Origin of the sequence: Polynucleobacter brandtiae (assembly GCF_002797575.1) — a bacterium.
Taxonomy (GTDB): Bacteria; Pseudomonadota; Gammaproteobacteria; order Burkholderiales; family Burkholderiaceae; genus Polynucleobacter; species Polynucleobacter brandtiae.
In genome coordinates, this window is record NZ_PGTX01000005.1 from 1 (window position 1) to 23,991 (window position 23,991).

General features: G+C 44.8%; 25 protein-coding genes and 2 tRNA genes. 7 read left to right on the forward strand and 20 right to left on the reverse strand.

Features of this window, described 5'->3' with window-relative positions; genetic code table 11:
• Positions 1-592: 592 nt before the first annotated feature.
• From B0G85_RS08750 to B0G85_RS08765, 4 genes are all read right to left on the reverse strand, one after another.
• A complete protein-coding gene (locus B0G85_RS08750; RefSeq protein ID WP_198508789.1) occupies positions 593-949 on the reverse strand; it encodes a HepT-like ribonuclease domain-containing protein in 357 nt (118 codons plus the stop codon).
• A complete protein-coding gene (locus tag B0G85_RS08755) occupies positions 946-1,236 on the reverse strand; it encodes a nucleotidyltransferase family protein (RefSeq protein WP_100380088.1) in 291 nt (96 codons plus the stop codon). Before B0G85_RS08755 ends, B0G85_RS08750 begins: the two co-directional genes overlap by 4 nt.
• Before the next feature lie 46 nt (positions 1,237-1,282).
• Positions 1,283-1,359: transfer RNA gene (locus tag B0G85_RS08760), tRNA-Arg, on the reverse strand.
• Between the two features lie 33 nt (positions 1,360-1,392).
• Positions 1,393-1,469: transfer RNA gene (locus tag B0G85_RS08765), tRNA-Pro, on the reverse strand.
• An 83-nt stretch (positions 1,470-1,552) separates the two neighbouring features.
• Between B0G85_RS08765 and B0G85_RS08770 the strand changes: the two genes are divergently transcribed.
• Together B0G85_RS08770 and B0G85_RS08775 are read left to right on the forward strand one after the other, a co-directional pair.
• Positions 1,553-1,891, forward strand: coding sequence for a hypothetical protein (locus tag B0G85_RS08770; RefSeq protein ID WP_157799307.1), 339 nt, complete (start codon positions 1,553-1,555; stop codon positions 1,889-1,891).
• Positions 1,892-1,994: 103 nt separating this feature from the next.
• Entirely contained in the window at positions 1,995-4,082 is a 2,088-nt protein-coding gene (locus tag B0G85_RS08775; RefSeq protein ID WP_100380090.1) for a TonB-dependent receptor, read from the forward strand.
• A 2-nt stretch (positions 4,083-4,084) separates the two neighbouring features.
• Here the strand turns inward: B0G85_RS08775 and B0G85_RS08780 are convergent, their stop codons facing one another.
• The 5 genes from B0G85_RS08780 to B0G85_RS08800 all read right to left on the reverse strand — a co-directional run bounded on the left by B0G85_RS08780 (position 4,085) and on the right by B0G85_RS08800 (position 7,891).
• On the reverse strand, positions 4,085-4,609 hold the full coding sequence (locus tag B0G85_RS08780) for a chromate transporter (RefSeq protein ID WP_100380091.1): 525 nt from the start codon (positions 4,607-4,609) through the stop codon (positions 4,085-4,087).
• Entirely contained in the window at positions 4,606-5,187 is a 582-nt protein-coding gene (locus tag B0G85_RS08785) for a chromate transporter (protein ID WP_100380092.1), read from the reverse strand. The genes B0G85_RS08780 and B0G85_RS08785 overlap by 4 nt, the downstream gene beginning before the upstream one ends.
• Positions 5,184-6,020 (reverse strand): CYTH domain-containing protein, encoded by an 837-nt coding sequence (locus B0G85_RS08790; protein WP_100380093.1) that lies wholly within the window; start codon positions 6,018-6,020, stop codon positions 5,184-5,186. The genes B0G85_RS08785 and B0G85_RS08790 overlap by 4 nt, the downstream gene beginning before the upstream one ends.
• Positions 6,021-6,144: 124 nt before the next feature.
• Complete coding sequence (ppk2, locus tag B0G85_RS08795; protein ID WP_100380094.1) at positions 6,145-7,050, reverse strand: polyphosphate kinase 2; 906 nt, start codon at positions 7,048-7,050, stop codon at positions 6,145-6,147.
• A 64-nt stretch (positions 7,051-7,114) separates the two neighbouring features.
• The gene (locus B0G85_RS08800) at positions 7,115-7,891 is read right to left on the reverse strand and encodes a lysophospholipid acyltransferase family protein (RefSeq protein ID WP_100380095.1); all 777 of its coding nucleotides are present in this window, start codon (positions 7,889-7,891) and stop codon (positions 7,115-7,117) included.
• Between the two features lie 85 nt (positions 7,892-7,976).
• On the opposite strand from B0G85_RS08800, the gene B0G85_RS08805 reads away from it, so the two are divergent.
• From B0G85_RS08805 to B0G85_RS08820, 4 genes are read left to right on the forward strand one after another with little or no spacing between them, the layout of a single operon-like run.
• The gene (locus B0G85_RS08805) at positions 7,977-8,786 is read left to right on the forward strand and encodes a UDP-2,3-diacylglucosamine diphosphatase (RefSeq protein WP_100380096.1); all 810 of its coding nucleotides are present in this window, start codon (positions 7,977-7,979) and stop codon (positions 8,784-8,786) included.
• Positions 8,783-9,811: a glycosyltransferase family 4 protein gene (locus tag B0G85_RS08810; protein WP_100380097.1), complete on the forward strand. Its 1,029-nt coding sequence runs from the start codon at positions 8,783-8,785 to the stop codon at positions 9,809-9,811. Before B0G85_RS08805 ends, B0G85_RS08810 begins: the two co-directional genes overlap by 4 nt.
• Positions 9,812-9,820: 9 nt before the next feature.
• Entirely contained in the window at positions 9,821-10,228 is a 408-nt protein-coding gene (locus B0G85_RS08815; RefSeq protein ID WP_100380098.1) for a diacylglycerol kinase, read from the forward strand.
• 40 nt (positions 10,229-10,268) lie between these two features.
• A complete protein-coding gene (locus tag B0G85_RS08820) occupies positions 10,269-11,222 on the forward strand; it encodes a GNAT family N-acetyltransferase (RefSeq protein ID WP_198508790.1) in 954 nt (317 codons plus the stop codon).
• Between the two features lie 8 nt (positions 11,223-11,230).
• Here B0G85_RS08820 and ppx read toward each other — a convergent pair whose 3' ends face one another.
• Positions 11,231-12,796: an exopolyphosphatase gene (gene ppx / locus B0G85_RS08825; protein ID WP_157799308.1), complete on the reverse strand. Its 1,566-nt coding sequence runs from the start codon at positions 12,794-12,796 to the stop codon at positions 11,231-11,233.
• Between the two features lie 443 nt (positions 12,797-13,239).
• Here ppx and B0G85_RS08830 point away from each other — a divergent pair, with 443 nt between their 5' ends.
• Positions 13,240-13,449, forward strand: a complete 210-nt coding sequence (locus B0G85_RS08830; RefSeq protein WP_100380099.1) for a hypothetical protein — start codon at positions 13,240-13,242, stop codon at positions 13,447-13,449.
• Positions 13,450-13,500: 51 nt separating this feature from the next.
• Here B0G85_RS08830 and phoR read toward each other — a convergent pair whose 3' ends face one another.
• The 10 genes from phoR to folP form a co-directional block, all read right to left on the reverse strand.
• Positions 13,501-14,799, reverse strand: coding sequence for a phosphate regulon sensor histidine kinase PhoR (gene phoR, locus B0G85_RS08835; protein WP_100380100.1), 1,299 nt, complete (start codon positions 14,797-14,799; stop codon positions 13,501-13,503).
• A gap of 63 nt (positions 14,800-14,862) precedes the next feature.
• Positions 14,863-15,588: a phosphate regulon transcriptional regulator PhoB gene (gene phoB / locus B0G85_RS08840; RefSeq protein WP_415836320.1), complete on the reverse strand. Its 726-nt coding sequence runs from the start codon at positions 15,586-15,588 to the stop codon at positions 14,863-14,865.
• 2 nt (positions 15,589-15,590) lie between these two features.
• Entirely contained in the window at positions 15,591-16,298 is a 708-nt protein-coding gene (gene phoU, locus B0G85_RS08845) for a phosphate signaling complex protein PhoU (protein WP_100380101.1), read from the reverse strand.
• Between the two features lie 12 nt (positions 16,299-16,310).
• Positions 16,311-17,150 (reverse strand): phosphate ABC transporter ATP-binding protein PstB, encoded by an 840-nt coding sequence (gene pstB / locus B0G85_RS08850; protein ID WP_198508791.1) that lies wholly within the window; start codon positions 17,148-17,150, stop codon positions 16,311-16,313.
• A gap of 5 nt (positions 17,151-17,155) precedes the next feature.
• Positions 17,156-18,022 carry a phosphate ABC transporter permease PstA gene (pstA, locus tag B0G85_RS08855; protein ID WP_100380102.1) on the reverse strand — a complete coding sequence of 289 codons (867 nt, stop codon included), beginning with the start codon at positions 18,020-18,022 and terminating at the stop codon, positions 17,156-17,158.
• Complete coding sequence (gene pstC / locus B0G85_RS08860) at positions 18,019-19,005, reverse strand: phosphate ABC transporter permease subunit PstC (protein WP_198508794.1); 987 nt, start codon at positions 19,003-19,005, stop codon at positions 18,019-18,021. The genes pstA and pstC overlap by 4 nt, the downstream gene beginning before the upstream one ends.
• A gap of 87 nt (positions 19,006-19,092) precedes the next feature.
• Positions 19,093-20,115, reverse strand: a complete 1,023-nt coding sequence (gene pstS, locus B0G85_RS08865) for a phosphate ABC transporter substrate-binding protein PstS (protein WP_100380104.1) — start codon at positions 20,113-20,115, stop codon at positions 19,093-19,095.
• Positions 20,116-20,218: 103 nt separating this feature from the next.
• Positions 20,219-21,652, reverse strand: a complete 1,434-nt coding sequence (locus B0G85_RS08870; RefSeq protein WP_157799309.1) for an alkaline phosphatase — start codon at positions 21,650-21,652, stop codon at positions 20,219-20,221.
• A 60-nt stretch (positions 21,653-21,712) separates the two neighbouring features.
• Positions 21,713-23,056 (reverse strand): phosphoglucosamine mutase, encoded by a 1,344-nt coding sequence (gene glmM / locus B0G85_RS08875; protein ID WP_100380106.1) that lies wholly within the window; start codon positions 23,054-23,056, stop codon positions 21,713-21,715.
• 50 nt (positions 23,057-23,106) lie between these two features.
• A complete protein-coding gene (gene folP, locus B0G85_RS08880; protein ID WP_415836319.1) occupies positions 23,107-23,970 on the reverse strand; it encodes a dihydropteroate synthase in 864 nt (287 codons plus the stop codon).
• Positions 23,971-23,991 lie beyond the last annotated feature (21 nt).

The following is a 23,991-nucleotide window of genomic DNA, read 5'->3' on the forward strand; positions in this document are numbered from 1 at the left end:
TAAATCGGGCTCTCTTCATGTACTACTCCTTTTAGTCAAGGAGGAGTCATTATCTCTAAATTAGTTTGGTCTGAAAATCCCAGGACAGGTCACCATGACTAGGAACTACAGAAGGATGAAAGCGGGATAATATTTAAACATAAAAATCATCACTACCCGCCTTGGTAATCTTTTGTGCATAGTAAACCAAGGACTTAGTGATTGATGACATGAATTTTTATAATTTATATTGTTAAAACCAGTACTAACCTAGTTGTATCCTTAAACTTATATCTAATAATAGACTCTGTAAAGGCTTGAATAGAACTTTATAAACTACGTTTAATAAGGTGGTTTTAGCTCTAGTTGCTTATTGAGGCCCCACCCATTTGGCGTCGGGTCAAACCGACACTAACTAATCAGCCCCAAGCAACCATCAGCACTGAGTAATATTAGCCCCACCCCATTTGGAGTCGGGTCAAACCGACACCACAAGATCAGCCCTACCAACGAATCCGACCCGATTACAGTGAGAACCAATCGATTACGCTATTTTCAATTTATAAAATTGGCCTTCCCAGCACGATTCGAACCAGCAAACTTGGCCTTGTTTTTACTGATCTTTTATTATTTTTGTTATCTGGGTTTCAAGGTTAGGTAGATTAATCTCGATTGTTTTCCAAACAATTTGCAGATCCACCTTAAAGTAACCATGTGCCAATGCATTGCGCATTTCATAGGCAGCCAACAAAGGAAGTTCAGGATGCTTAGCTAAAAATTCAGGAAAATGGCGCTCAATATTCTTACTTGCCTCGCCAATTACTTCGAAATTCCGAATCACCGCATCTTGAATTAATTGGCTACTGATAAAACCGACTTCATCAATATCGGCACAGTAGCCGTCTATGCGCTTTACAGCCTCAAGAATGTGTTCTAAATAGCCCTGTAAACGCTGTGGATCACGCGTCATATTGGCATTGAGCCTGCAATCACTGAGTTGCGGAACTTTTCTGGCAAAGCATTAGGCGTCAAAACATCCACCGGAACACCCAATAATTGCTTTAATTTATAGCGGATTGCGCCAATATCAAATAAGGTTGTTTCGGCAGTAGGATCAATCAAGACATCTAAGTCACTACCATCAATATCGGTGCTATTGGCAACTGAACCAAAAACGCGTGCATTACTAGCATGATGCGCTTCAATAATTGAGCGAATCTCGGCACGGTTGGCATTCATGGCAACAGAGGGCTTCATGTTATTGATTATCCAGCTATTAATACAAAGATCAAGATAGAAGATTTGGTCTGCCCAGCACGATTCGAACGTGCGACCTACGCCTTAGAAGGGCGTTGCTCTATCCAGCTGAGCTATAGGCAGTGTGTACTGGGACTATCTTACTAAAGGGGAAAGTGGTCGGAGTACAAGGATTCGAACCTTGGACCCCCTGCTCCCAAAGCAGGTGCGCTACCAGGCTGCGCTACACTCCGACGGAATCGATATTGTACACCGCGTTTGCTGTCGGGGGCAAATCCTGTAATATGCGTGCATGAGAGCCTTATTTACAAGCAAATTGAATAAAGAAATCAGAGGCCTTATTGCCCTGAGCTTTTTATTTGCGAGCGTATTAGGCAATCACTGGATAGGCTTTGCTCATGGCATTTCACACTCCGGAATCGTCCAAGAAAAGGCTGTCATCAGCTACGCCGACCAGAGCCCCACATTGGGCCATAGCTCTGCAGCTTGTCATTTACTAGACGCCTTAACACTTGCTGGATTTATAGCCGCAGATCACCGGCTACCCATTGGCCTTAGCTCATCATTTGTCGTTGTTGAACCACTAGAAATTCCAAATTTTGCTCGCTCTCCTGTCGGGCTATACCAAACCCGAGCACCACCTACCCTTACCTAGACTCAGTAAATCCTCTTATGGTCAAGCATCATCATGGCCAATCTGTTTATTGAACTATCAGTTGCCCAGCTAGCATTGGGCAATGCAAGGTAAGGCGTTATAAATGCATTCTTCACATCATTTTTTTACAAGATCTAAGGCAATAGCCTTGCTAGTCTGCGCCTTATTTGTGGGCAACACGTTTGCTCAGGCTGAAAGTCCTAGCCTTGAAATCACCGCAACTGGAGCACAAGAAGCAACCCAGAGCATTTTGACGCCTACCAAGATCCTGCAAGGTGACGAGCTTCTGAATAAACTGGGCTCCACTCTAGGTGCAACGCTCGCAAATGAATTGGGGGTAAGCGCCACTGGCTATGGTGCTGGATCTTCTCGTCCCGTGATTCGGGGGCTGGAGGGCTCTCGAGTGCAAATTTTGCAAAATGGATTATCCGTAGGCGATGTCAGCAACATTTCGCAAGACCATGCCGTCGGAAACAACATGCAAAATGCCCATCAAGTCGAAATCTTACGTGGCGCTGCGGCCCTACTCTATGGCTCTGGCTCCAGTGGTGGCTTAGTCAACGTTGTCAATGATCGAATCCTGACAAATCTTCCTGACAGACCAACGGGTGCCGTTAACTCTAGTTACGAAACAGTCAACACTGGCAGAGCGGGCGCCTTAGAGCTTGATAGTGCTTTTGGAGCAGTTGCCGTTCACGTAGATACCGCCATCAACAATGCTAACAACTATCGGATCCCCGGTAACTCAACACAGTCACAAGGTGAGCCTGTGGGAGGATGGACTGTGCCACCCAGTGGGAATGGTGGCAATAACTACAGTGGCAAATTACCCTATTCATCTAGCAATCAAAATAACCTCGGTGTTGGCGTGTCTCATATTGGGCAATCTGGCTATACCGGTGTTTCTGTGGAACGCTTGAATAATAACTACGGCATACCCACTCCTGAGGGTGGCTATATTCAGCAATCGCAGAATCGCTATGACCTTCAACATCAAACACGTGATCCTTTTGATGGGTTTTCGTCATTTAAATTTAGTGCAGCCAATTCTGATTACAGCCACACTGAATTTACGAATGCTGGTGTAGCAGCATCGCAATGGAAAAATATTGCTAATGAAGCGCGCTTTGAATTAGCCCATAACCCACTTGCTGGTTGGAAAGGCATTGTAGGGGCTCAAGTATCAGCGGCCTCGCTCAATGCAACAGAGTTAAGTACTGGTAGCTATGCAATCGTCCCACCCACTAAAACAAATTCTAGCGCCTTCTTTTGGATTGAGGAAGGAAAGTGGCATTCGCTACAGGGTAATTTAGGATTGCGCTATAACAATGTCGCTCAGAAGCCAAACCTTGGAACAGAACTCACATCTGAAGTAATGAGTATTGGGAACTCTACACCGAGCATTAGCCTGCAGAATCGAAGTTTCAATTTATTCTCTTACTCGGCTGGCGGCCTATGGAACTACTCACCGGGGCAAGGTGCAGGAATTGCCTACACGGTATCGCAGCGCGCGCCAAGCGCACAAGAACTCTATTCCTATGGCGCACATGAATCCACCGCTACATTTGATATTGGCAATCCCAACCTCAATAAAGAAACATCACATAACCTAGAGTTCAATCTTCAAAAAACCAGCGGCCTCATCAGAGCGAAGGCAAGTGCTTATGCCAATCGGTTTAATAACTATATTTATGGTTTCTACACAGGGGATGCCATCACATCCAGTGGATTTAACGTAGTGACAGCACAACAAGCTAGTGCGACGATTAAGGGTATTGAAGGTGAGCTAACTTACAACTGGAATCAAACCGGCCTAGCTAGTCGCGCATTTGCTGATGCCTCACAGGGAACTTTTGATGCTGGTGGCAATCTTCCGCTACAACCTGCTCCACGCCTAGGTGTAGAGCTAGCCCATCAGAAAAATGGTTGGCTAAGTAATGCGACTTATATTTATAGCTATCAGCAAAATCGACTTGCCTCTTGGGAGCAAGGACCCGCACCAAGCTATAACCTTTTGAACGCAGGTATTTCTTATACCCAAAGAGTGAGAGAGGTCAATTGGACCGTTTATATGAATCTCAAAAATCTACTCAATGAACAAATCCGATATGCAACAACACCGATGGCAGTCAGACTATACGCACCACAGCCCGGCAGAAGCTTAATGATAGGTTTACGCGGAACTTTCTGATGCTATACGTACGCACTCATCACAGCACACAAGACACCAGAGCCCAGTATTAAGAAAACAGGATTAATCTTGGTTTTCAAAATAAGATAAAAGGTAATTAAAGCAAGAGCAGCAGAAGCAGGACTAATGATGGATGCTTTAGCAACAGCGTATACGCCTGAAGACATCAAGCCAATAGAGATAGGCTCTAGGGCGCTTTGTAACGTTCTTCGCCAAGGGCTTTCACCAAATCGATCCCACAAGCGACCAACAGACAAACACAGGATGCTAGATGGTAGAAAAAATGATAATAAAACTAAACCCGCACCAATGAAGCCAGCAATCTGATAGCCAATTAACAATATCATCAGCATGTTTGGGCCAGGCGCTAACTGACCAATGCTATAGATATGAATAAATTGCTCATGACTGATACCAAATTGCTGTGCTAAGAGGGTCTGCATTTCTGGCAATACGGCTGTTCCGCCACCAACTGCTAATACAGAGAGCATGGCAAAACTAGAAATGAGTTGAACATAAATACTCATACAGTTTTACCGGGGCGATAGAGGAAGATCGCCACGGGCGCCATGATCAATAGGACCAATGGGAGAGATAGCTTAGCAATACTCATCAGTAAAAAAGTGTTGGCAATAATACTCAGCGATTTAATGTGCTTCCAATGCTGATCGCCAATACGGTAAGTAATCGCAGTCAATAAGCCGGTGGCTGATGCTGCAATACCACCTAGAACAATGTTAGCTAGTGGATGATTGACTTGACTGACGTAAATAACACCCACGCCCAAAATAAATAATGAACCAGGAAAAATTAAACCTAGCGGCGCTAAGATTGCTCCAGTTAGACCTCGTAAATGATTGCCCACTAAAACAGCAAGATTGACAGAGTTAAGTCCTGGCATCGTTTGGCTGATCGCTAAATACGCCATAAATTGATCGGCGGATAGCCACTGGCGTTTTTCTACCAGCAAGATTCGTTCATAGGCAATAATTCCGCCGCCAAAACTGATAGCCCCAATCAAAAGAAACTGCGTAAATAGATCAATCAGCTTTGTAGCCTTAGGGGATTGAGTAAGCTCCGCCCGATGATCAGGCAAAGCACTCATTCTGGCTTTCCATAAATTAATGCTGTCTTGGTGCTACCGATCTCTAGGCTATCTGCTAATTCCAATTGAAGCTTCTTGAAAAATGTATCTGCCCGCTGATGTGCCTTTACTTGCAATCTGTTTTTATTGTTAACTCGATAGGAGAAGGCCAGTTCGCCCACGATAGGATCGCCGACACTTTTCATCCAAATAGCAATTTCACAATGCGCTTGAACCCCATCACCAAACACTAAATTACCAATAGGCAGGCAAGCCTCCAACACTTTATTGGTCCGCCCACCTACAATTCTGACAGGGGTTTTTTTATCAATAGGTAGCATGAGCATACCGGGGAAGTACCTGGCAACGCTAGCAAAGGTTCCCTCAAATAAGCTATCAATCGGTACTGCATCCAATATTGCATTATTTGAATAAATTGCTCGATGAGACCCCAGTGCATCACCACGCAAGATTTCCTCTTTGAGGCGTAAGCGGGATTGAATACTTTTTTTAGGTGCAGGGTTAAATTGAGTGGCTTGCGAAAGATCGCCTGAGCGACATTTTAGGGTGACCTCACACCAATCATCTACCCAAATATTTTGGCGCGATTCTCGCACACGCAAGATCACATTATTACGGCGAAAGTCTTCACCAGGAGTGTCGTAAAAGTAGATATTGCGCAAGCCCGTCGTGGCATTGTCAAGATGAAAGAACTCCACTTTACTTTTTTGACAAAATGAAAGTATTTGATCACTTAAGGCAGCTATTCGGCTTCTACGATCTAAGCCCTGGGGCTTGATGAGTAGCTTAAATTCGCGATTCGTAATTAGCTTTGCTGCCTTCATTTCATTCATCTCCTAATATTAGTAAGAGATTAACATTGTCTAGCCTGAGTGACTCATTGAGTCATAGAGTTATCTGGTCATTGACTCGTAGAGTTATCTAGTCATTGACTATGCATCGGCTTGTAAAGCGCAGTTAATACACTTCAGGCACATACATCTGAGGGGGGACCGGGCCACGCAGGTAATCTGGGTTGTGAACCCGTTTTGGCAAGGTAATGACAGGATGATCAATTTCCTTGTAGGGAATTTGATCAAGCAAGTGAGTAATGCAGTTTAAGCGCGCTTTTTTCTTATCATTTGCTGCTACAACCCACCATGGGGCTTCAGGAATATGCGTACGCTCTAACATAGTCTCTTTGGCTTTGGTGTAGGCCTCCCACAAACGACGAGCCTCCAGATCCATCGGGCTCAGCTTCCACTGCTTTAAAGGATCGTGAATGCGCATCATAAAGCGGTTGTACTGCTCCTCATCTGAAATTGAAAACCAATACTTAATCAGAATGACTCCGGAGCTGATCATCATGCGCTCAAGATCTGGTACCGTTCTTAAGAACTCTTCATACTCATAGTCGGTACAAAAGCCCATCACCCGCTCAACGCCGGCGCGGTTATACCAACTACGATCAAACAAAACAATCTCACCACCTGCAGGTAACTGAGAAATGTAACGCTGAAAATACCACTGTGTCTTCTCACGCTCGTTTGGTGCAGGCAAGGCCACTACCTTGCATACGCGGGGATTGAGCCTTTGAGTAATACGTTTAATTGCCCCACCCTTACCGGCAGAGTCACGACCTTCAAATAGAACAGCGACCTTGAGCTTGTTCTCAACCACCCAGTCTTGAAGCTTGACTAATTCACCTTGGAGACGAAAGAGCTCTTTAAAGTAGACCTGTCGAGACATTCCGGAGCCTGATTCTCCATCTGGTGACATGCGGTCATCATCGAGCTCCATTTCGAGCTCTTCATCCATGCTGTCGAGAATTTCTTCTTGGGCACGGCGATACCACTCGGCCATCTCGTGATGTTTTGATGTCATTTAACTATCCTTAGTCATGCTTTATTTATAGCCCAAGGATATGACATTTTCATTAAAGCTTCTTTTAAATGGCCTGAGCAATCGATTCTTGACAGAAAGATGCTAATTTTTTTCGGTCGAGAGCCCCCCCTGAATCAAAAGAATATGCAGACAACAAGGTTAAATGGGCCTGCAAGTCTGATGTAGCAATGATTTTGGCCATAGACTCTAATAAACCCATATCCCCAATAAAAGCAGGGATTTCTGTTCTTAAACCGCTTACTTTTGACCTATATTGAATAGCCAAGGGAATAGTCAAGCTTCGTGAAATGATCGCTGACTCAAAGAGATTAGGCTTAAATGGCAATACTGATTGGCCATTGGTGGACGTCCCTTCGGGAAAAATACAGACAGACTCCGATTGAAGAACTACGGCCATCTGACTGCCTACCTGCTTCGCATGCCGCGCACTATCCCTCTGGATAAAAACAGTGCCCAGTTGAACCGCCATCCAGCCAAAAATAGGCCAACCTTTTACCTCGGATTTAGCGACAAACCGAATCGGCTTGAACGCATTGATAGCATGGATATCTAACCAAGAGATGTGGTTTGAGACCATCAAATACGGGGAGTTTATTGCCGTTCCCGCACCATGAATCAATAGCTCTATATTAAGAATCACTAGCAAACGGTGAGACCATTTTTGAATTTTTTGATCCTTATGCAGGCGATCCAAAAAAGGAAAAACAAAACAAAGCGTACCCACACCACACAAAATATGTACTGCTAATAAGGCCCATATCCAAAATTGCTTTATTTGAGAGGGTATCTTTTGGCGTGGATTGTAATGGGAGGAATTCATGAGTAATCGTTAATATAAAACAAGTCATGCAATTGACACATAAATGTCATGAGGCTTACACATAGGGCGGGCCTAATAGGTTCTCATGACGCATTACAGAGCGATTTGGATTTCAGATGTACACCTGGGAACAGCAGGGTGTCAAGCTAACTACCTCCTCGATTTTTTAAAACATAACGAAGCAGATACATTTTATCTGGTCGGAGATATTATTGATGGGTGGAGACTAAAGCAAACCTTCTACTGGCCCCAATCCCATAACGATGTTGTCCAAAAGCTATTACGTAAAGCGCGAAAAGGAACGGAAGTCATTTATGTTCCCGGAAACCATGATGAAAGCGCAAGACAGTACTTTGGCATGTCCTTTGGGGATATTCAAGTAGTAGAGGAAGTGATTCACACCACTTTAGATGGTCGCAAGCTTTGGGTTACCCACGGCGATCTTTTTGATGGCGTCATGCAGTACGCCAAGTGGTTAGCCTATGTAGGCGACTCTTTGTACACCTTTATTCTTTACATCAACCGCTACTACAACAGGGTTCGAGTCAAAATGGGGCTGCAATATTGGTCTCTATCTCAATACCTTAAGCACCAAGTAAAGAATGCAGTGAGCTACATCGCTGATTTTGAGCACATCATGGCCAGAGAAGCGCGTCTTCGCGAATGTGATGGCGTAGTCTGCGGCCATATTCACAAGGCCGAGATTCGGGAAATTGATGGCCTACTTTATTGCAATGATGGTGATTGGGTTGAAAGCCTTTCTGCGCTAGTAGAAACCACCAGCGGCGAACTCAAACTGATTTATTGGACTCACATTAAAGGTGATCCAGTAGAGGAAGCAGAAGTGATTTCCCCATCCAATACCTTACTACCCACCTTAGAGGCCACAACATGAAAATTATGATCGTTACCGATGCATGGGATCCCCAAGTGAATGGCGTAGTTCGAACCCTCAAGCAAACCTGCGCAGAATTAGTCGCTATGGGGCATGAAGTAGAAATGATTACTCCCAATGACTTCAATACCATTCCCTGTCCAACCTATCCCGATATTTCTTTATCGATCCTTCCAGGAAAACGGGTTGCTCAGAAGATAAAAGCCTTTGCACCGGATGCGATTCATATTGCGACTGAAGGACCTTTAGGTCTATCAGCCCGCTCCTATGCTGTTAAAAATAACCTACCCTTCTCTACCGCTTATCACACCCGCTTTCCAGAGTATGTCAAAGCACGTATTGGCATTCCACTAGCCTGGACCTATACTTTTCTACGCTGGTTTCATGGGCCTTCTATGGCCGTTATGGCCCCTACTATTGTTGTTAAAAAAGACTTAGAGGACTACGGTTTTAAGAATGTCGTTTTATGGTCTCGTGGCGTGGATTTAAATATCTTCAAAATACAGGCCTCCAAAGCACTGAATACTGCACACCCTATATTTTTATATGTGGGTCGCGTGGCGGTAGAAAAAAATATTAATGCCTTTTTAGAAATTGATCTTCCAGGATCTAAATGGGTGGTGGGTGATGGCCCAGCAATGGCTGGCATTCAAGAAAAATATCCCAACATTAATTACTTAGGTGTTTTACAGCAAGAAGAGTTGGCAAAGGTTTATGCTGCGGCAGACGTATTTGTCTTTCCGAGCAAAACAGACACCTTTGGCTTAGTTCTATTAGAAGCAATGGCTTGTGGAACACCCGTTGCAGCATACCCAGTAACGGGTCCGATTGATGTACTGGGCACCTCACCCGCTGGGGCAATGCATGATGATTTGCGAGTGGCCTGTATGCAGGCATTAAAAATTCCCCGAGAAACTGCTAGGGCACATGCTGAGAAATTCTCCTGGAGAGCAGCCTCAGAACAGTTTGCAAATCACCTCAAGCCCGTTCCTTCAACAGCAGTACACCAAACCGCTATCGCTTAGGCCTGCATTGTGAGCGCCCCCTATCACATTGATCAGAACCCCCACAAGGGCAACCGCGGACTTACACGAGCGTGGCATGCCGCTAAAAACTCTTGGTGCGGCATTGTTTATGCTTTTAAAGAAGAGAGTGCTTTTAGACAAGAATTAACGCTCCTAGTATTACTCACACCCTTAGCGCTACTAATGCCAATTAGCCCATTAGAAAAAGCCATTCTGATCTCTTCCTTAGTGATGGTACTCGTAGTTGAACTCTTAAATTCTAGTGTGGAGGCAGCCATAGATCGCATCTCCTTTGAGCATCATGATCTATCCAAAAGAGCAAAGGATTTTGGCTCAGCTGCAGTCATGCTTGCCCTATTCATTTCAGCCCTTTTGTGGGCAACGATCAGCTTACCCATTGTCATTCAATCGTCATAAAAGACTTTTACGATCCATTACATTACTAAGAGGTTAAATCATGGCAGATCTTCCAAATCCATTCTCTCCATTTGATATTTTTAGCTCACGTTTTGAGCAAAAACCCAAAGCATTTAAAAAAATACAAGCCGGCGCTATCAAGAAAATATTTTCCAAAAAACTAGCTAAAAAATTATTTGGTAAGAAATTTGCAATCCGCTCTAGAGCAGATCATGTGGCACCTGAACCCGTAGTCGTCATGGCAAAAGGAGTAGTAAAAGCGGTAGCAAAATCAAAGCTGCCCGCATTAAGCATTTCCTGGGCAAGCGGCCCGGCAGAAGTAAAAGAGGCACAGCGCCTACGTTACAAAATATTTGCTGAGGAGATGGGTGCAAATCTCCCGCACCATGTTGAAGGTTTAGATGTTGATGATTTTGATGCTTATTGCGACCATCTCCTGATTCGTGATGAAGAGACACTCAGAGTTGTAGGTACCTATCGCGTACTGCCTCCCCACAAAGCCCTAGAAATTGGTCGTCTCTACTCAGATTCTGAATTTGATCTCACCCGCCTTAATCACCTACGTCCAAAAATGGTTGAACTGGGCAGATCCTGTGTTCATATGGACTACCGCTCAGGCGCCGTCATCATGGCCTTATGGAGTGGCCTCGCGCAATACATGCTCAAACACGATTATGAGATTATGCTGGGGTGTGCCAGTATTCCGATGGCAGATGGGGGGCATTTTGCAGCAAGCTTTTATAACTCACTCAGTAATGATCAAATGGCACCGGTTGAAAATCATGCCTTTCCTCGTCTACCACTACCATTAGACCGCCTTAACGGAGGCTTAGATGTTGAGCCACCCCCACTAATTAAGGGCTACCTCAAACTGGGTGCCAAGATCTGTAGTGCTCCAGCATGGGATACAGACTTTAATACTGCAGACGTCTTAACTATGTTGCGCCTATCGGAAATTAATCCCCGCTATGCAAAACACTTTTTTGGTGCTTAAGTTTCAAGCTACTTTAAGGTAATCCTATAAGGTCGGCCGACACGCTCCCACTCGGCGGCCTCTTTTAATAAGCTAAATTCAGTTAAGGGATGTTTACTCGTCCATTCTTTGGATAGACTCACCGCATAAACACCTTCATGCTCCGACAGTTTTACCTTGGGTAAATTCGCATCACTGCGGCCGCGACATAAAACTTGAGCAAGTCTGAGACAAAACAGCATCCGCCAGTCCTGGAAACTAGCATTATGCGCAAGCTTCCCCAATTTACCAGCATGTCCAATCAATAATGCCGCTAATCGAGCCTGATCATTTTTTGAGAAACCAGGCATATCCGCATTACCGGCAATGTAAGCAGAATGCTTGTGGTAGCCATTGTGAGAAATAGACAAACCAATCTCATGTAAGTTGGCTGCCCACTGTAGTAATGCAATATTGTCATCCCTACTTTCAGAATTGGGCTTTGGAAGCTGGCCTAAAAATTCTGCGGCTAATTCACTCACCCGTTTCGCTTGTTCACGATCTACTGCATAACGCTGCATGAATTGCTCTACTGTGACGTAGCGCATATCGTCATGCTGTGATCGACCCAGTAAGTCATAAAGAACGCCGATACGCAAAGCAGCATCGGTTACTTCCATGCTATCAATACCGAGCTCATCGAAAATGGCAATCATGATGGCAAGACCGCCTGGCCAGACCATTCTGCGGTCATCTTTTAAGCCCTGCAACTCTACTTTATTAACATGGTCATACTTGAGAAGATGTTTTTTCATCGCTCGCAAGCCCTCGCGGGTTATTAACCCACTGCTACCGTTGACGCGACCCATTGATAAGCCATCATCGGCCTGACTATTAAAATGATTCTCGCTGATCAAATCTGCCAGAGCGCGTGCCGTGCCAGACGACCCGATAACCTGCTTCCAGCCACTTTTGAGGTACGCGCTGGAAATGACCTGAATTTCCCGCCTTGCCGCCAACTCGGCCTCCCTAAATGCGTGAGGATCAATATTGCCTTTAGGGAAAAATTGCAAGCTATGAGAAACACAGCCCATATACAGACTTTCCATTAGCTTAGGCTCGTAGCCCTTACCAATGATCAGCTCCGTCGAACCACCGCCGATATCGACTACCAAGCGATTGCCTTGGACTGAGGGCACTTCATGGGCTGCACCAATATAAATCAGGCGCGCTTCCTCGACCCCTGCAATGACTTCAATTGGAAAGCCTAAGGCTGCCTCAGCATCCCGAATAAACTGGGGAGCGTTCTTAGCTACGCGTAGGGTATTGGTTGCTACTGCCCGCACTCTAGCAGGATCAAACCCCCGAATGCGCTCACCAAAACGACGAATCGCTGTTAGGCCACGCAGATAGGCCTCACTACCTAATAATTTGTTATCTGTAAGACCTGCCGCCAGGCGAACGGATTCTCGCAAAGTATCAATTGGTCGAAGCTGAGTGCCAGAGGGAGTTTGAACAACTTGAGCTACCAGCATCCGAAAACTATTCGAGCCTAGGTCAACTGCGGCAACTAGGTCTAAATAGTCGTCATCGGAAGCATCTTTAAATAGGGTCAAGGCATTTCCAGGGGAAAAGGTAGCGGGCTAGTTGAAAGGATCTATTTTATGCAATAACTAGAGCTTATCCACCAATAAATCAGCAAACGTTGGAACAAAGTACCAATACGCAAGATTTTTCTCAGGATTAAAGCAAGTTGGACTACCGTAGCCGCAAAAAATGCATCGGCCCCCTGAAACGGTCTTTAATAGTGGGGCTCAGATGGACAACGATAAAACTACTCCGAAAGACAATCTTGCACCTTTAATATTTGGACTTCTTGACAGCATGGGCAAGTAATAAGGAAGCGATGTTTTTCGATCAATACATTCATATTCGAATCCTAATCCAAGAATATGACAACTTAATGCCTACCTTCAAATAAGCTGACTTCAGAATGTCATATTAGCTTGATATGGTCTGAGTATTCATTTGAAAGCATTAACTTAAGGGCGCTTACTCGATGAGCAAATATCACTATGAAGATGCGGTAGTGCAGCTTCAAGAATCTGGATCTATCAGCTTAATTGATTTTAAAAAACTACCTTATGAGGATCTTGTAGAGCTACTAGAAGAAATTAAGGTGTGGTGCTTATATGCAAACGGTAAACTAGATAAGCTCCCGAAGGAATCTAAGAAGCAGAAAGCAAAGAAAAAAGATAGGAAGGAATAGCTAATAAAAATAATAAAGAATAAAGAATAAAATCAGGATTAATGATTTTGTTTAGCTTGCAATCCGCTCTTTTGGGAAACGCAGTGTGAAGGTGCTACCGATGCCAGGAGTACTCTCGATAATTAATTGAGCTTGATGACGATTGGCAATATGCTTCACAATTGCCAAACCTAAACCCGTACCGCCAGTATCTCGAGATCGACTACGATCGACGCGATAGAATCGCTCTGTTAGGCGTGATAAATGCTCTGACGCAATGCCTGGCCCCGTATCTGTCACAGAAAAGTCGCCCTGACCTTCTGCATTGACAGACCATTTAGCGCTAACCGACCCAACATCAGGTGTGTATCGAACCGCATTGGATACTAAGTTACTAAATGCCGAAAGAATTTCTCGCTCATCTCCCATTAAATTTTTAGGGCTCTCAAGATCAAAGTTAAAGGTATGGTGACCTTGTGAAAGTGCCTCAGCATCATTCTTTAATAAAGCCATTACTGCCTCTAGCTTGATAGCCTGCATAGGCGCTGGCAAGGTGTTGGCCTCTAAATTAGCAAGAGTCAATAAATCCTCCACCAAGCTTTTCATCCGCTGCGCCTGTGACATCATCAACTCACAGTACTGATCTCGCTGAGACTTATCCAGATCAATCGATTGCATAGTCTCCAAGAAACCCATCAATACAGTGATTGGGGTTCTCATTTCATGGGAAACATTAGCTACGAAATCGCGACGCATAGCATCCGCTTTTTGTAAATCTGTTACATCCTGCACCAATAAAAGGTGACGCTTGTCACCAAATGAGAATGTTTGCAACAGCAAGCTTAAGTTTGCTGCCGGACCCATGCGCTCTAGCAATAGAGGGGCTTCAAAATGGCGCTTGTTGAGATATTGAATAAACTCTGGGCGACGTAATAAGAAATTAATTCTTTGCATTGCATCACGCTTAAATTTCAATCCAAAAAAACGTTCGGCGATTGCATTGCACCACTCGATCTGATCCTGATCATCTAGCATCACGATGCCATTAGGAGACGCTTGAAAGGCTTCTATAAAACGTGCATGCTGCTGCTCCACTGTTCTTATTTCTTGTTTTAAGTTCTTCACTAAGCGCTGTAGTCGAAAGAAAACCTCTTCCCAAAAGCCACTAGCCAGAGGCATAGTGTCAACCGTATCTTGGAGGATGTGATTTTTGAGCCTGGCTAAATTGATATAAGAATAAATCAAGGGAATTGCCAGGGTGGCAATCCCCGTGGCGATAGCCCAGCTGCCTCCCCAATTAGACTGAACAATGAAGGCAGCTATAAACGCCAAACCAACGAGGGTTATAAACCGAGTGAAAATAGATAACATACCGCAATCTTAGAGCATTCGAGATTCGCGGTTAAAAAACGTCGTAAGTTAGCGAATCACGGCCTAGGTTTGGGTGGGAATCTTGGTAATGCGGTAGCCGCTTCCACGCACTGTCTCAATAAAACGATCGCTGTCAGTGGGGGCTAATGCTGCTCGCAGTCTTTTAATATGAACATCGATCGTACGCTCTTCGATATAGACCTCGTTACCCCAAACCTTATCCAGTAGACTAGCCCTGGAGTGGACTCTTTCTGGGTTTGACATCAAGAACTGAAGAAGCCGATACTCCGTTGGACCCAAGGAGACCGTCGCAGAATCACAATCCGGGATCACAATAGTAACGCGGTGAGATAAGGGATCCAATCTCAAAGGACCGACTGATAATGGGACGGAGCCCGTTTCCTCCAAAGGAAGCTGGCGCCTCAAGATAGCCCTCACCCGCGCGACAAGCTCTTTAGGTGAAAAGGGCTTGGTAACGTAATCGTCTGCACCTGAATCCAGACCCAATACTTTGTCCGCTTCGTCACTTTTAGCGGTTAGCATCAATATAGGCAGACTTCTAAAGCGTTCATTTGCACGCAGTTCTCTAGCAAATTGAACTCCAGACTTGCCAGGTAGCATCCAATCCAAAATCAAAAGACTGGGCAATGACTCTTGCATTATGTTGAGGGCAACTTCAGTTTGAAGGGCCTTCTCAACCTGATAGCCAGCATGGCTCAAATTAATAGAAATAAGCTCAGCAATTGACGGCTCATCTTCCACTACTAAAATCCGCTGGACAATTTCCATGCTCAGGGCTTATTGGCCTCGCGTACTAATTCTTCACGAGGCATATGCCGCACATCAGATCCCTTGGCAACATATATTACGAACTCTGCAATATTTTTTGCGTGATCACCGATACGTTCGATGGCTTTCGCTATCGTTAGCATATCTAAACCTGCTGTAATGGTATGTGGATCCTCCATCATATAGGTGATTAGCTTACGAACAAAGGCTCTAAACTCCTCATCAATCTGACGATCCTCCTCTACTACCTCAGCTGCAGCAATCGTATCTAAACGTGCAAACGCATCTAAACTTCGGCGCAATAATGAAATTGCCATCTGACCAGATAGCCGAATCTCTGCAACATTAATATTGTGAGCCGTGCCAGACTCAATCAAACGCTTAGTTCTCTTTGCTACACGCTCAGCCTCATCGCCAGCACGCTCAAGATTGGTAATCGCTTTTGAAACCGCCATCACCAAACGCAAGTCACGGGCAGTAGGTTGGCGGCGAGCAATCAATTCAGTACAAGCGGAGTCAATCTGAATTTCCAGATCATTAACCATCTTTTCATTTTGAATGACGAGGTTACAAGTCTCAACATCCATTTGCGTGAAAGCACGCATAGCATTTGAGATCTGAGACTCTACTAGCCCGCCCATTTCCAACAGGCGACTGGAAAGTGAATTTAAATCGGCATCAAATTGTGACGAAAGGTGTTTATCTGGCATTTATTTCTCCAATTAACCGAAACGGCCGGTGATGTAATCTTCGGTTTCTTTGCGCTGTGGCTTGATGAAAATTTCATCTGTTTTACCGAACTCTACTAAATTGCCAAGGTACATATAGGCCGTGTAATCTGAAACGCGGGCTGCCTGCTGCATATTATGGGTCACAATCGCAATCGTGTACTCATGCTTAAGCTCATTAATTAATTCCTCAATTTTGCCGGTAGAGATAGGGTCTAATGCTGAAGTTGGCTCATCTAATAACATCACTGAGGGCTTAACCGCAACACTGCGAGCAATACATAAGCGCTGTTGCTGGCCGCCCGATAGGGATAGACCGCTTTGATTAAGCTTATCTTTAGCCTCATTCCACAGAGCAGCTTTGTTTAAGGCCCACTCTACTCGCTCATCCATTTCAGAGCGTGAAAGCTTTTCATATAGGCGCACCCCAAAGGCAATATTTTCATAAATTGACATTGGAAAAGGAGTCGGTTTTTGAAAAACCATTCCAATTCGAGAGCGGAGTAAATTTAAATCTTGCCCTGATTCGAGAATATTTTGACCATAAAAACTGATCTCCCCTTCTGCACGCTGCCCAGGGTAAAGGTCATACATTCGATTGAAAGTTCGAAGTAGAGTCGACTTACCGCAACCAGAGGGCCCAATAAACGCAGTAACTTTACCCTGCTCAATATTGAGATTGATATCTTTTAGACCTTGAAATGACCCATAAAAGAAATTGAGGTTACGCACTTCAAGGGCATTAACCGCCACTTGAGAGGGGGCTTGATTACCATTTGAATCGACGCTAACTTCCTGACCATCAGACTGCCTTAAATCAAACATTGTTTTCATATTACTCATCCTTGAACCTTCTGACGAAATACTACGCGAGCCAGGATATTCAGACCCAAGACTGCGAAAGTGATTAATAAGGCTCCGCCCCAAGCTAGCTCAACCCAGTTGTCGTATGGACTCATCGCAAACTGAAATATCACTACCGGTAAGTTGGCCATGGGCGCATTCATATTAGTAGAGAAGAATTGGTTATTCAGTGCCGTGAATAACAAGGGCGCTGTTTCACCACTCACCCGAGCAAGGGATAATAAAATACCGGTCATCACACCACTTTGGGCCGCCCTCAAGGTGATCATAAAAGCCACCTTCCATTTAGGCGTACCTAAGGCATAGGCCGCCTCACGCAAACTTCCTGGAACTAAACGCAACATATTCTCAGTTGTACGAACCACTACAGGAATAGCGATCAAAGCCAATGCAATGGTGCCCGCCCAGCCAGAAAAATGCCTTACTTGAGCGACAACAAATGCATACACAAACAGACCAATAACGATCGATGGGGCAGACAACATAATGTCAGTAACGAATCGGGTTATAGCAGCAATCCTACTACGATCACCGTACTCGGAAAGATATAGCCCTGCCAATACGCCAATCGGTGTACTAATTATGGTGCAGCAACCAACCAACATTAAGCTGCCGACAATGGCATTTGCTAGGCCACCCCCTTCAGAGCCAGGGGCTGGTGTGCTTTGCGTGAAGAGACTTAAACCCAATGCAGAAAATCCCTTAAAAAACAGTACAGAAAGAATCCACATCAAAAAAATCATACCCAGAGTCATCGCAACGGTGGATAAGGTCAGGCCAATCCTATTTTTACGCTTACGTTTTGCAAAAATACTTGGATCAATATTAGAAAAATTGTTCATGTTTTTAATCCCTGCTTTTTCTCCATGCTGCTTAACATCCACTTGGCGCAGGCTAAGACAATAAAAGTAATAATGAAGAGGGCTAGGCCCAGCGCAAACAAAGACGACAAATGATTGCCCGCCTCTGCCTCACCAAATTCGTTAGCGAGCGTTGAAGCAATTGATGTACCTGGTGCAAATAGAGATGGGGACAAGCGATGGGCATTACCAATCACAAAGGTAACCGCCATCGTCTCACCAAGCGCTCTGCCTAGGCCCAGCATCACACCACCAATAACACCTGCTTTGGTATACGGAAGCACAACATTTTTGACTACTTCCCAAGTGGTGCAACCGATACCGTAAGCTGACTCTTTAAGAACCGGGGGAACAATTTCAAAGACATCACGCATCACAGAAGCAATAAAAGGCAGAATCATCATCGCCAAGATTAAGCCGGCACACAAGATACCGATTCCGTTAAAAGCACCAGAGAATAAAATACCAAAGCCCGGAATTTGACCTAAAGTGGCGGCTAATGCCGGCTGAATGTAGTCAGCAAATAATGGAGCGAAAATAAATAGACCAAACATTCCGTAGATAATCGATGGAACGGCAGCGAGTAGTTCCACTGCGGTACCTAAGGGTCTACGCAAAGGGGATGGGCAAAGCTCAGTCAAAAATACAGCAATCCCAAAGCTCAATGGGACGGCTATCAGCAGAGCAATTAAAGAGGTGACCAAGGTGCCGTAGATTGCAATTAATCCACCAAACTCACCATTCACAATGTCCCACTCTTGGGTAAAGAAAAAACCGATCCCAAAAGTACTGAGTGCAGGCCAGGCATTGCTAGCCAAAGACACCATAATTCCCACTAAGGCAATTAAGACTGATAAGGCAAAAAATTGAGTAATCCGATGAAATAAAAAATCCTGCACACGCTGTAACTTTGCGATACGCAAAGCTTGCGGTGTTGGTGCTGAATGAGACTGAGTTAATTCCATCATCAATACACTTATTAAATATTGAAACAGCCCCACGATAAGTGGGGCTGTTTTACATCGATCACTAAAGTAGACACTTGGTCTATTTTACTTAGTTACTACCTTTGTAAATACATTCTTACGGATGAAGTCTGTAGTCTCATCTGGCATCGCAACATAATCGAGCTCTTCAGCCATCTTCTTGCCATCTTTGAAAGCAAAGTCAAAGAACTTGAGGACTTCAGCAACGTTAGTCTTATTTTCAGGTGTCTTGTATACGAGAATGAATGAAGCACCAGTAATTGGCCATGATTTTGCACCAGGAGCATTAGTAATAAATGTACCCATACCTGGAACCTTTGACCAATCAGTACCGGCTGCAGCTGCTGCAAAGGTCACATCATCAGGCTGAACAAATTGTCCATCCTTATTTTTCATGGAAACGCTGGTCATTTTGTTTTTCTTGGCATAAGCATACTCAACGTAACCAATTGCTCCTTTGACGCGCAGAACGTTTGCCGCTACCCCCTCATTACCTTTACCGCCCACTGAAGATACTGCTGGCCACTTCACTGCAGCGCCTTCTCCAACGGAATCTTTCCAGTTCTGACTCACTTTAGCCAAGTAATTCGTAAAGATAGCGGTTGTGCCCGATCCATCAGCGCGATGCACTACGGTAATTGGCAAATCAGGCATTTTCATACCTGGGTTATTTAGGACGATACGTCTATCGTTCCAGTTAGTGATTGCACCCTGGAAAATGTCAGAGAGTGTATCTGGTGAGAGTTTCAGCTCATATGGCTTCACACCTTCGATGTTAATGACTGGCACAACACCACCAATAATTGCTGGAAACTGTACTAAGCCATCTTTTTCTAAATCTTCAAATTTAACTGGGTTATCGGTTGCACCGAAATCTACTGTTTTGGCTTTAATTTGTTTGACACCACCGGATGAGCCAATGGATTGATAATTCAATTTATTGCCAGTCTTCGCTTTATAAGCCTCGGCCCACTTAGCATAAATAGGGTAAGGAAAAGTTGCGCCCGCGCCAGTCATATCTAATGCAAAAGCAGCTGGAGCAATTGAAATTGCGCTAATCACTAGCGCTGTTTTCAAAAAAGATTTCATATAGATCTGTCCTCAGATAAATAACGCAATATCGCGTTATTAGAACGATACGGGCTATCTATGACGCTTTTATGACAAAACACATTTTTAATGATGTTGATGTCTATTTTTGCCCTAGTAGGGCCTGCAATTTCTTGGCAAAAGCGGTATTGTCCTCATACCCCTTAAAAAGGTGTGCTCCTGGACCAATCGCGGCTACAGTAACGGGTGCAGGCGTATGCCCAGAGCTAGCCCAATAAAAACCTGTTTGTCGAGCAATGGCTAAGGCAAGAATATTTGAGGGTAGGTAATTTGAATTCGCCCCTAGCTGTCCCGCAGTAAGAATCTTTTGACGCAAATCGTCATCTAAAGTTAAGCCAGGAAAGCCTTGTTGTAGTAAGTTTGAGAGGAAGGTATCTAACTCTTGAAGACTTTTAGACTGCTTTATCTGTGCCTTATATCTCTTCGAAAACTCATCAAGCGACATCTTAAATTGCTCAATTTGCTGTAATTGAGCTACATTCACATTCAAATAATTGGCCGTACCTGCAGGCCCTAGATTTTTACGGCCATAAGTCGGAGCAAATCCACCCGTCTCATGGTCTCCAGTCACAATAATCAAGGTATCTGGATTCTTTTTCTGAAACTCAATAGCGATCTTGACGGCATCATCAAATGCCCATAAATCTCGCATTAATGCAGCAACATCATTTTGATGGCCGGCAGAATCAGTGTTTTCATTCTCAGCAAATAAAACAAAGCCAGTATTTTTAGATTTTTTATTACTAATACTCAATGCCTGCAGAGCGATGGTAAGCATCTGGGCCAAACTAGGCGTTTCTTGTGGATTGCGATCAATCTCATAGTCTAAATCTTCGTCCGCAAATAATCCCAATACCTTTGAAGAATTGACCTGAGAAAGTGCAGCAGGCGAATTAACATATTGATAACCCTGAGTTTGTAATACCTCGATTACATTCTTGCCGTCTTGGCGTTTTCCGCCTGGCACTGAATTAGGTAAGAAGAAATTCGTACCTCCACCCATCAATACTTCGGGCGCAAGGGCAACATATTGGTCTACGATAGATTGATGGTCGCGACGTGATTTTGCATGCACACTAAAAGCAGCCGGGCTGGCATCATGAATGGGGGCCGTGCTGATCAAACCAATCCGCTTACCTTGATGTTTGGCAATCTGCATTAAGGTTGGCGGCATGCTCCCATCTGGAGTTACCGAAATCACCCCATTATTTACTTTGTAACCTGTGGACATTGCAGATGCTGCCGCAGCTGAATCCGTTACAAAATAATTGGCAGATTCCGTTCTCATAAGTTGATAGCTGCCCTTAGCCATCACAACATCAGTAATAGCAAAAGGCTGTTGACGCAATTGAGAACTGGAATAGCGACCAAACTCGTATTGAGCACTAGTGGTGCCGTCAGCAAATAAAATAATAATGTTTTTGGGTTTCGTTAGAGCGCTCTCAGCGCTTACTGGAGTAATGTGTACGAGGCCGAATAAGAGTAATGCACCCCACAGCAATAATCTAGATTTCAAATGAATTTCTCTCATTAAATTTTAAGTTACCCTCACCTCTAAAGGGATTACCTGTAACGACTAAATAGTTGGCACCAGGTTAGCAATACTCTTAGCAGCACTCATAGCAACATCACCATCTTTCGTCTCAACCATCACCCGTAAAAGAGGCTCCGTGCCAGATGCACGAATTAATACCCTACCCTGATCCTCTAGATCGCTCTCAACTAGTGTGATCTGAGCCTGGAGGGCTTCGTCTATTGTCCAGTTATAACCAGCCCGATAGCGAACATTGAGTAGCACCTGCGGGAAAATCTGGACTGTCCCTAGTAACTGCGCCAGAGTTTGCTTGTGATGAATCATGGCAGCTAACACTTGTAGCGCTGCAATGGTGCCATCACCGGTGGAATGCTGATCTAGGCAGAGTAAATGCCCAGAACCTTCACCGCCTAATATCCACCCCTTTTGCTTGAGTAACTCTAAGACATAGCGATCGCCGACATTGGCACGCTCAAATTCAATACCAAACTCTTTAATGGCATTTTCTACAGCCAAGTTGGTCATTAAGGTACCCACAACACCACCTAAAGCCTGCCCTCTGGCAATGCGATCTTTAGTAAGGACGTAAAGTAATTCATCTCCATTAAACAGTCGCCCAGTAGCATCGACCATTTGCAGGCGGTCTGCGTCACCGTCTAGAGCAATACCCAGATCGGCGCCTACTTCTTTGACCTTGGCAACTAAAGCTGCTGGCGCAGTAGCGCCACACCCATCATTAATATTGCGCCCATTTGGGCTCACTCCGATAGAGATTACTTCGGCCCCTAGCTCATGAAAAACATGAGGAGCAATGTGATAAGAGGCGCCATTGGCACAGTCGACAACCAATTTCATTCCCTTGAGATTCAACTCTCCCGGAAAGGTAGACTTACAAAACTCGATATAGCGCCCTGCCGCATCATCAATACGAAAGGCTTTACCTAGCTCTTCAGAGCTAACGCAGCCCATTGGTAGCTCTAGCTCAGCCTCAATTGCTAGCTCAAAATCATCTGAAAGCTTATCGCCCATCGCAGAAAAGAACTTAATGCCGTTATCTTGATATGGATTATGAGATGCAGAAATCACTAGGCCTGCAGAGAGCCGTAAAGCCTTAGTGAGGTAAGCAACCCCTGGGGTCGGAATAGGGCCGCAAAGCATGACATCCACCCCAGCAGCTGCAAAACCCGCCTCCAAGGAGGCCTCCAACAAATAGCCCGATACCCGCGTGTCTTTACCAATCAAAATCTTACAGCGCTCTCCCGGTTTGGCAGCCCGGGTTAATACTTTGCCAGCAGCATATCCAAGGCGCGTCATGAACTCAGGGACAATCGGAAATTGCCCTACTTCACCGCGAATACCGTCAGTACCAAAGTATTGTTTTTTCATGGAGTTGATTATAAAACTTACTGCCATCAAGCTTTGCAGATACGACAGCACTAGTCTTGAACAGCCTCCCAGAGCTTGAGTGCATCTACTGTCTCCTGAACATCGTGTACTCGGATAATCCGGGCGCCTCGATCTGCCGCAAGAATGGCCGCAGCAATGCTAGGAGCAACTCTTTCGTTTGTATCGCGTCCCGTCAACTTACCCAACATCGACTTGCGAGAAATCCCTGCTAAAACGGAATAACCTAATTGCGAGAATTGCTCAAATTGAGCAAGCATCTGTAGATTATGCTCAAGACTCTTACCAAATCCAAAGCCAGGATCAATCACAATGCTGTCAGGAGCAACGCCTTTTTCTACTAAGTGCGCCGCACGTTGATTCAGAAATGATTTCACATCAGCAATGACGTCTTGATAATGCGGATCAAATTGCATTGTCTGTGGATCACGCTGCATGTGCATCAAGATAATGCCGCATGGTTGGTCAGCCCTGTTTTCTAAAATAGCATCTACAGCGCCCTCCTGTCTTAGCGCCCAAACATCGTTTACGCAGTCAACGCCCAACTTCAGCGCTTGGCGCATTGTTTCTGCTTTGTAGGTATCAATCGACAGTGCGACACCGCAATTTTTTAGCGCCTCAATCACCGGCAAGACACGGCTCAACTCTTCCTGTAAAGAAACAGGTTCAGCACCCGGTCGAGTAGACTCGCCGCCGATATCAATGATGTCTACCCCGTTAGCAATCATGCGCTCCGCTTGGGCTATCGCATCAGTCACACTACGAAACTTCCCGCCATCTGAGAATGAATCAGGAGTAGTGTTCAAGATGCCCATAACCAAGGGTCGCCTACGCTTGCTAAAGTCAAAAAGAAAATGCCCGCAACGCCATGTTGCGGGCAAAGTGTTATGCATCATCTACTAAGTAAGTTGGCTTAT

Excerpts from the sequence above, each read along its gene's own strand:
- B0G85_RS08750 (WP_198508789.1), bottom strand. The coding sequence starts at position 949 with ATGACGCGTGATCCACAGCGTTTACAGGGCTATTTAGAACACATTCTT.
- B0G85_RS08755 (WP_100380088.1), bottom strand. The coding sequence starts at position 1,236 with ATGAAGCCCTCTGTTGCCATGAATGCCAACCGTGCCGAGATTCGCTCA.
- B0G85_RS08775 (WP_100380090.1), top strand. The coding sequence starts at position 1,995 with ATGCATTCTTCACATCATTTTTTTACAAGATCTAAGGCAATAGCCTTG.
- B0G85_RS08780 (WP_100380091.1), bottom strand. The coding sequence starts at position 4,609 with ATGAGTATTTATGTTCAACTCATTTCTAGTTTTGCCATGCTCTCTGTA.
- B0G85_RS08785 (WP_100380092.1), bottom strand. The coding sequence starts at position 5,187 with ATGAGTGCTTTGCCTGATCATCGGGCGGAGCTTACTCAATCCCCTAAG.
- B0G85_RS08790 (WP_100380093.1), bottom strand. The coding sequence starts at position 6,020 with ATGAATGAAATGAAGGCAGCAAAGCTAATTACGAATCGCGAATTTAAG.
- ppk2 (WP_100380094.1), bottom strand. The coding sequence starts at position 7,050 with ATGACATCAAAACATCACGAGATGGCCGAGTGGTATCGCCGTGCCCAA.
- B0G85_RS08800 (WP_100380095.1), bottom strand. The coding sequence starts at position 7,891 with ATGAATTCCTCCCATTACAATCCACGCCAAAAGATACCCTCTCAAATA.
- B0G85_RS08805 (WP_100380096.1), top strand. The coding sequence starts at position 7,977 with ATGACGCATTACAGAGCGATTTGGATTTCAGATGTACACCTGGGAACA.
- B0G85_RS08810 (WP_100380097.1), top strand. The coding sequence starts at position 8,783 with ATGAAAATTATGATCGTTACCGATGCATGGGATCCCCAAGTGAATGGC.
- B0G85_RS08820 (WP_198508790.1), top strand. The coding sequence starts at position 10,269 with ATGGCAGATCTTCCAAATCCATTCTCTCCATTTGATATTTTTAGCTCA.
- B0G85_RS08830 (WP_100380099.1), top strand. The coding sequence starts at position 13,240 with ATGAGCAAATATCACTATGAAGATGCGGTAGTGCAGCTTCAAGAATCT.
- phoR (WP_100380100.1), bottom strand. The coding sequence starts at position 14,799 with ATGTTATCTATTTTCACTCGGTTTATAACCCTCGTTGGTTTGGCGTTT.
- phoB (WP_415836320.1), bottom strand. The coding sequence starts at position 15,588 with ATGGAAATTGTCCAGCGGATTTTAGTAGTGGAAGATGAGCCGTCAATT.
- phoU (WP_100380101.1), bottom strand. The coding sequence starts at position 16,298 with ATGCCAGATAAACACCTTTCGTCACAATTTGATGCCGATTTAAATTCA.
- pstB (WP_198508791.1), bottom strand. The coding sequence starts at position 17,150 with ATGAAAACAATGTTTGATTTAAGGCAGTCTGATGGTCAGGAAGTTAGC.
- pstA (WP_100380102.1), bottom strand. The coding sequence starts at position 18,022 with ATGAACAATTTTTCTAATATTGATCCAAGTATTTTTGCAAAACGTAAG.
- pstC (WP_198508794.1), bottom strand. The coding sequence starts at position 19,005 with ATGGAATTAACTCAGTCTCATTCAGCACCAACACCGCAAGCTTTGCGT.
- pstS (WP_100380104.1), bottom strand. The coding sequence starts at position 20,115 with ATGAAATCTTTTTTGAAAACAGCGCTAGTGATTAGCGCAATTTCAATT.
- glmM (WP_100380106.1), bottom strand. The coding sequence starts at position 23,056 with ATGAAAAAACAATACTTTGGTACTGACGGTATTCGCGGTGAAGTAGGG.
- folP (WP_415836319.1), bottom strand. The coding sequence starts at position 23,970 with ATGATGCATAACACTTTGCCCGCAACATGGCGTTGCGGGCATTTTCTT.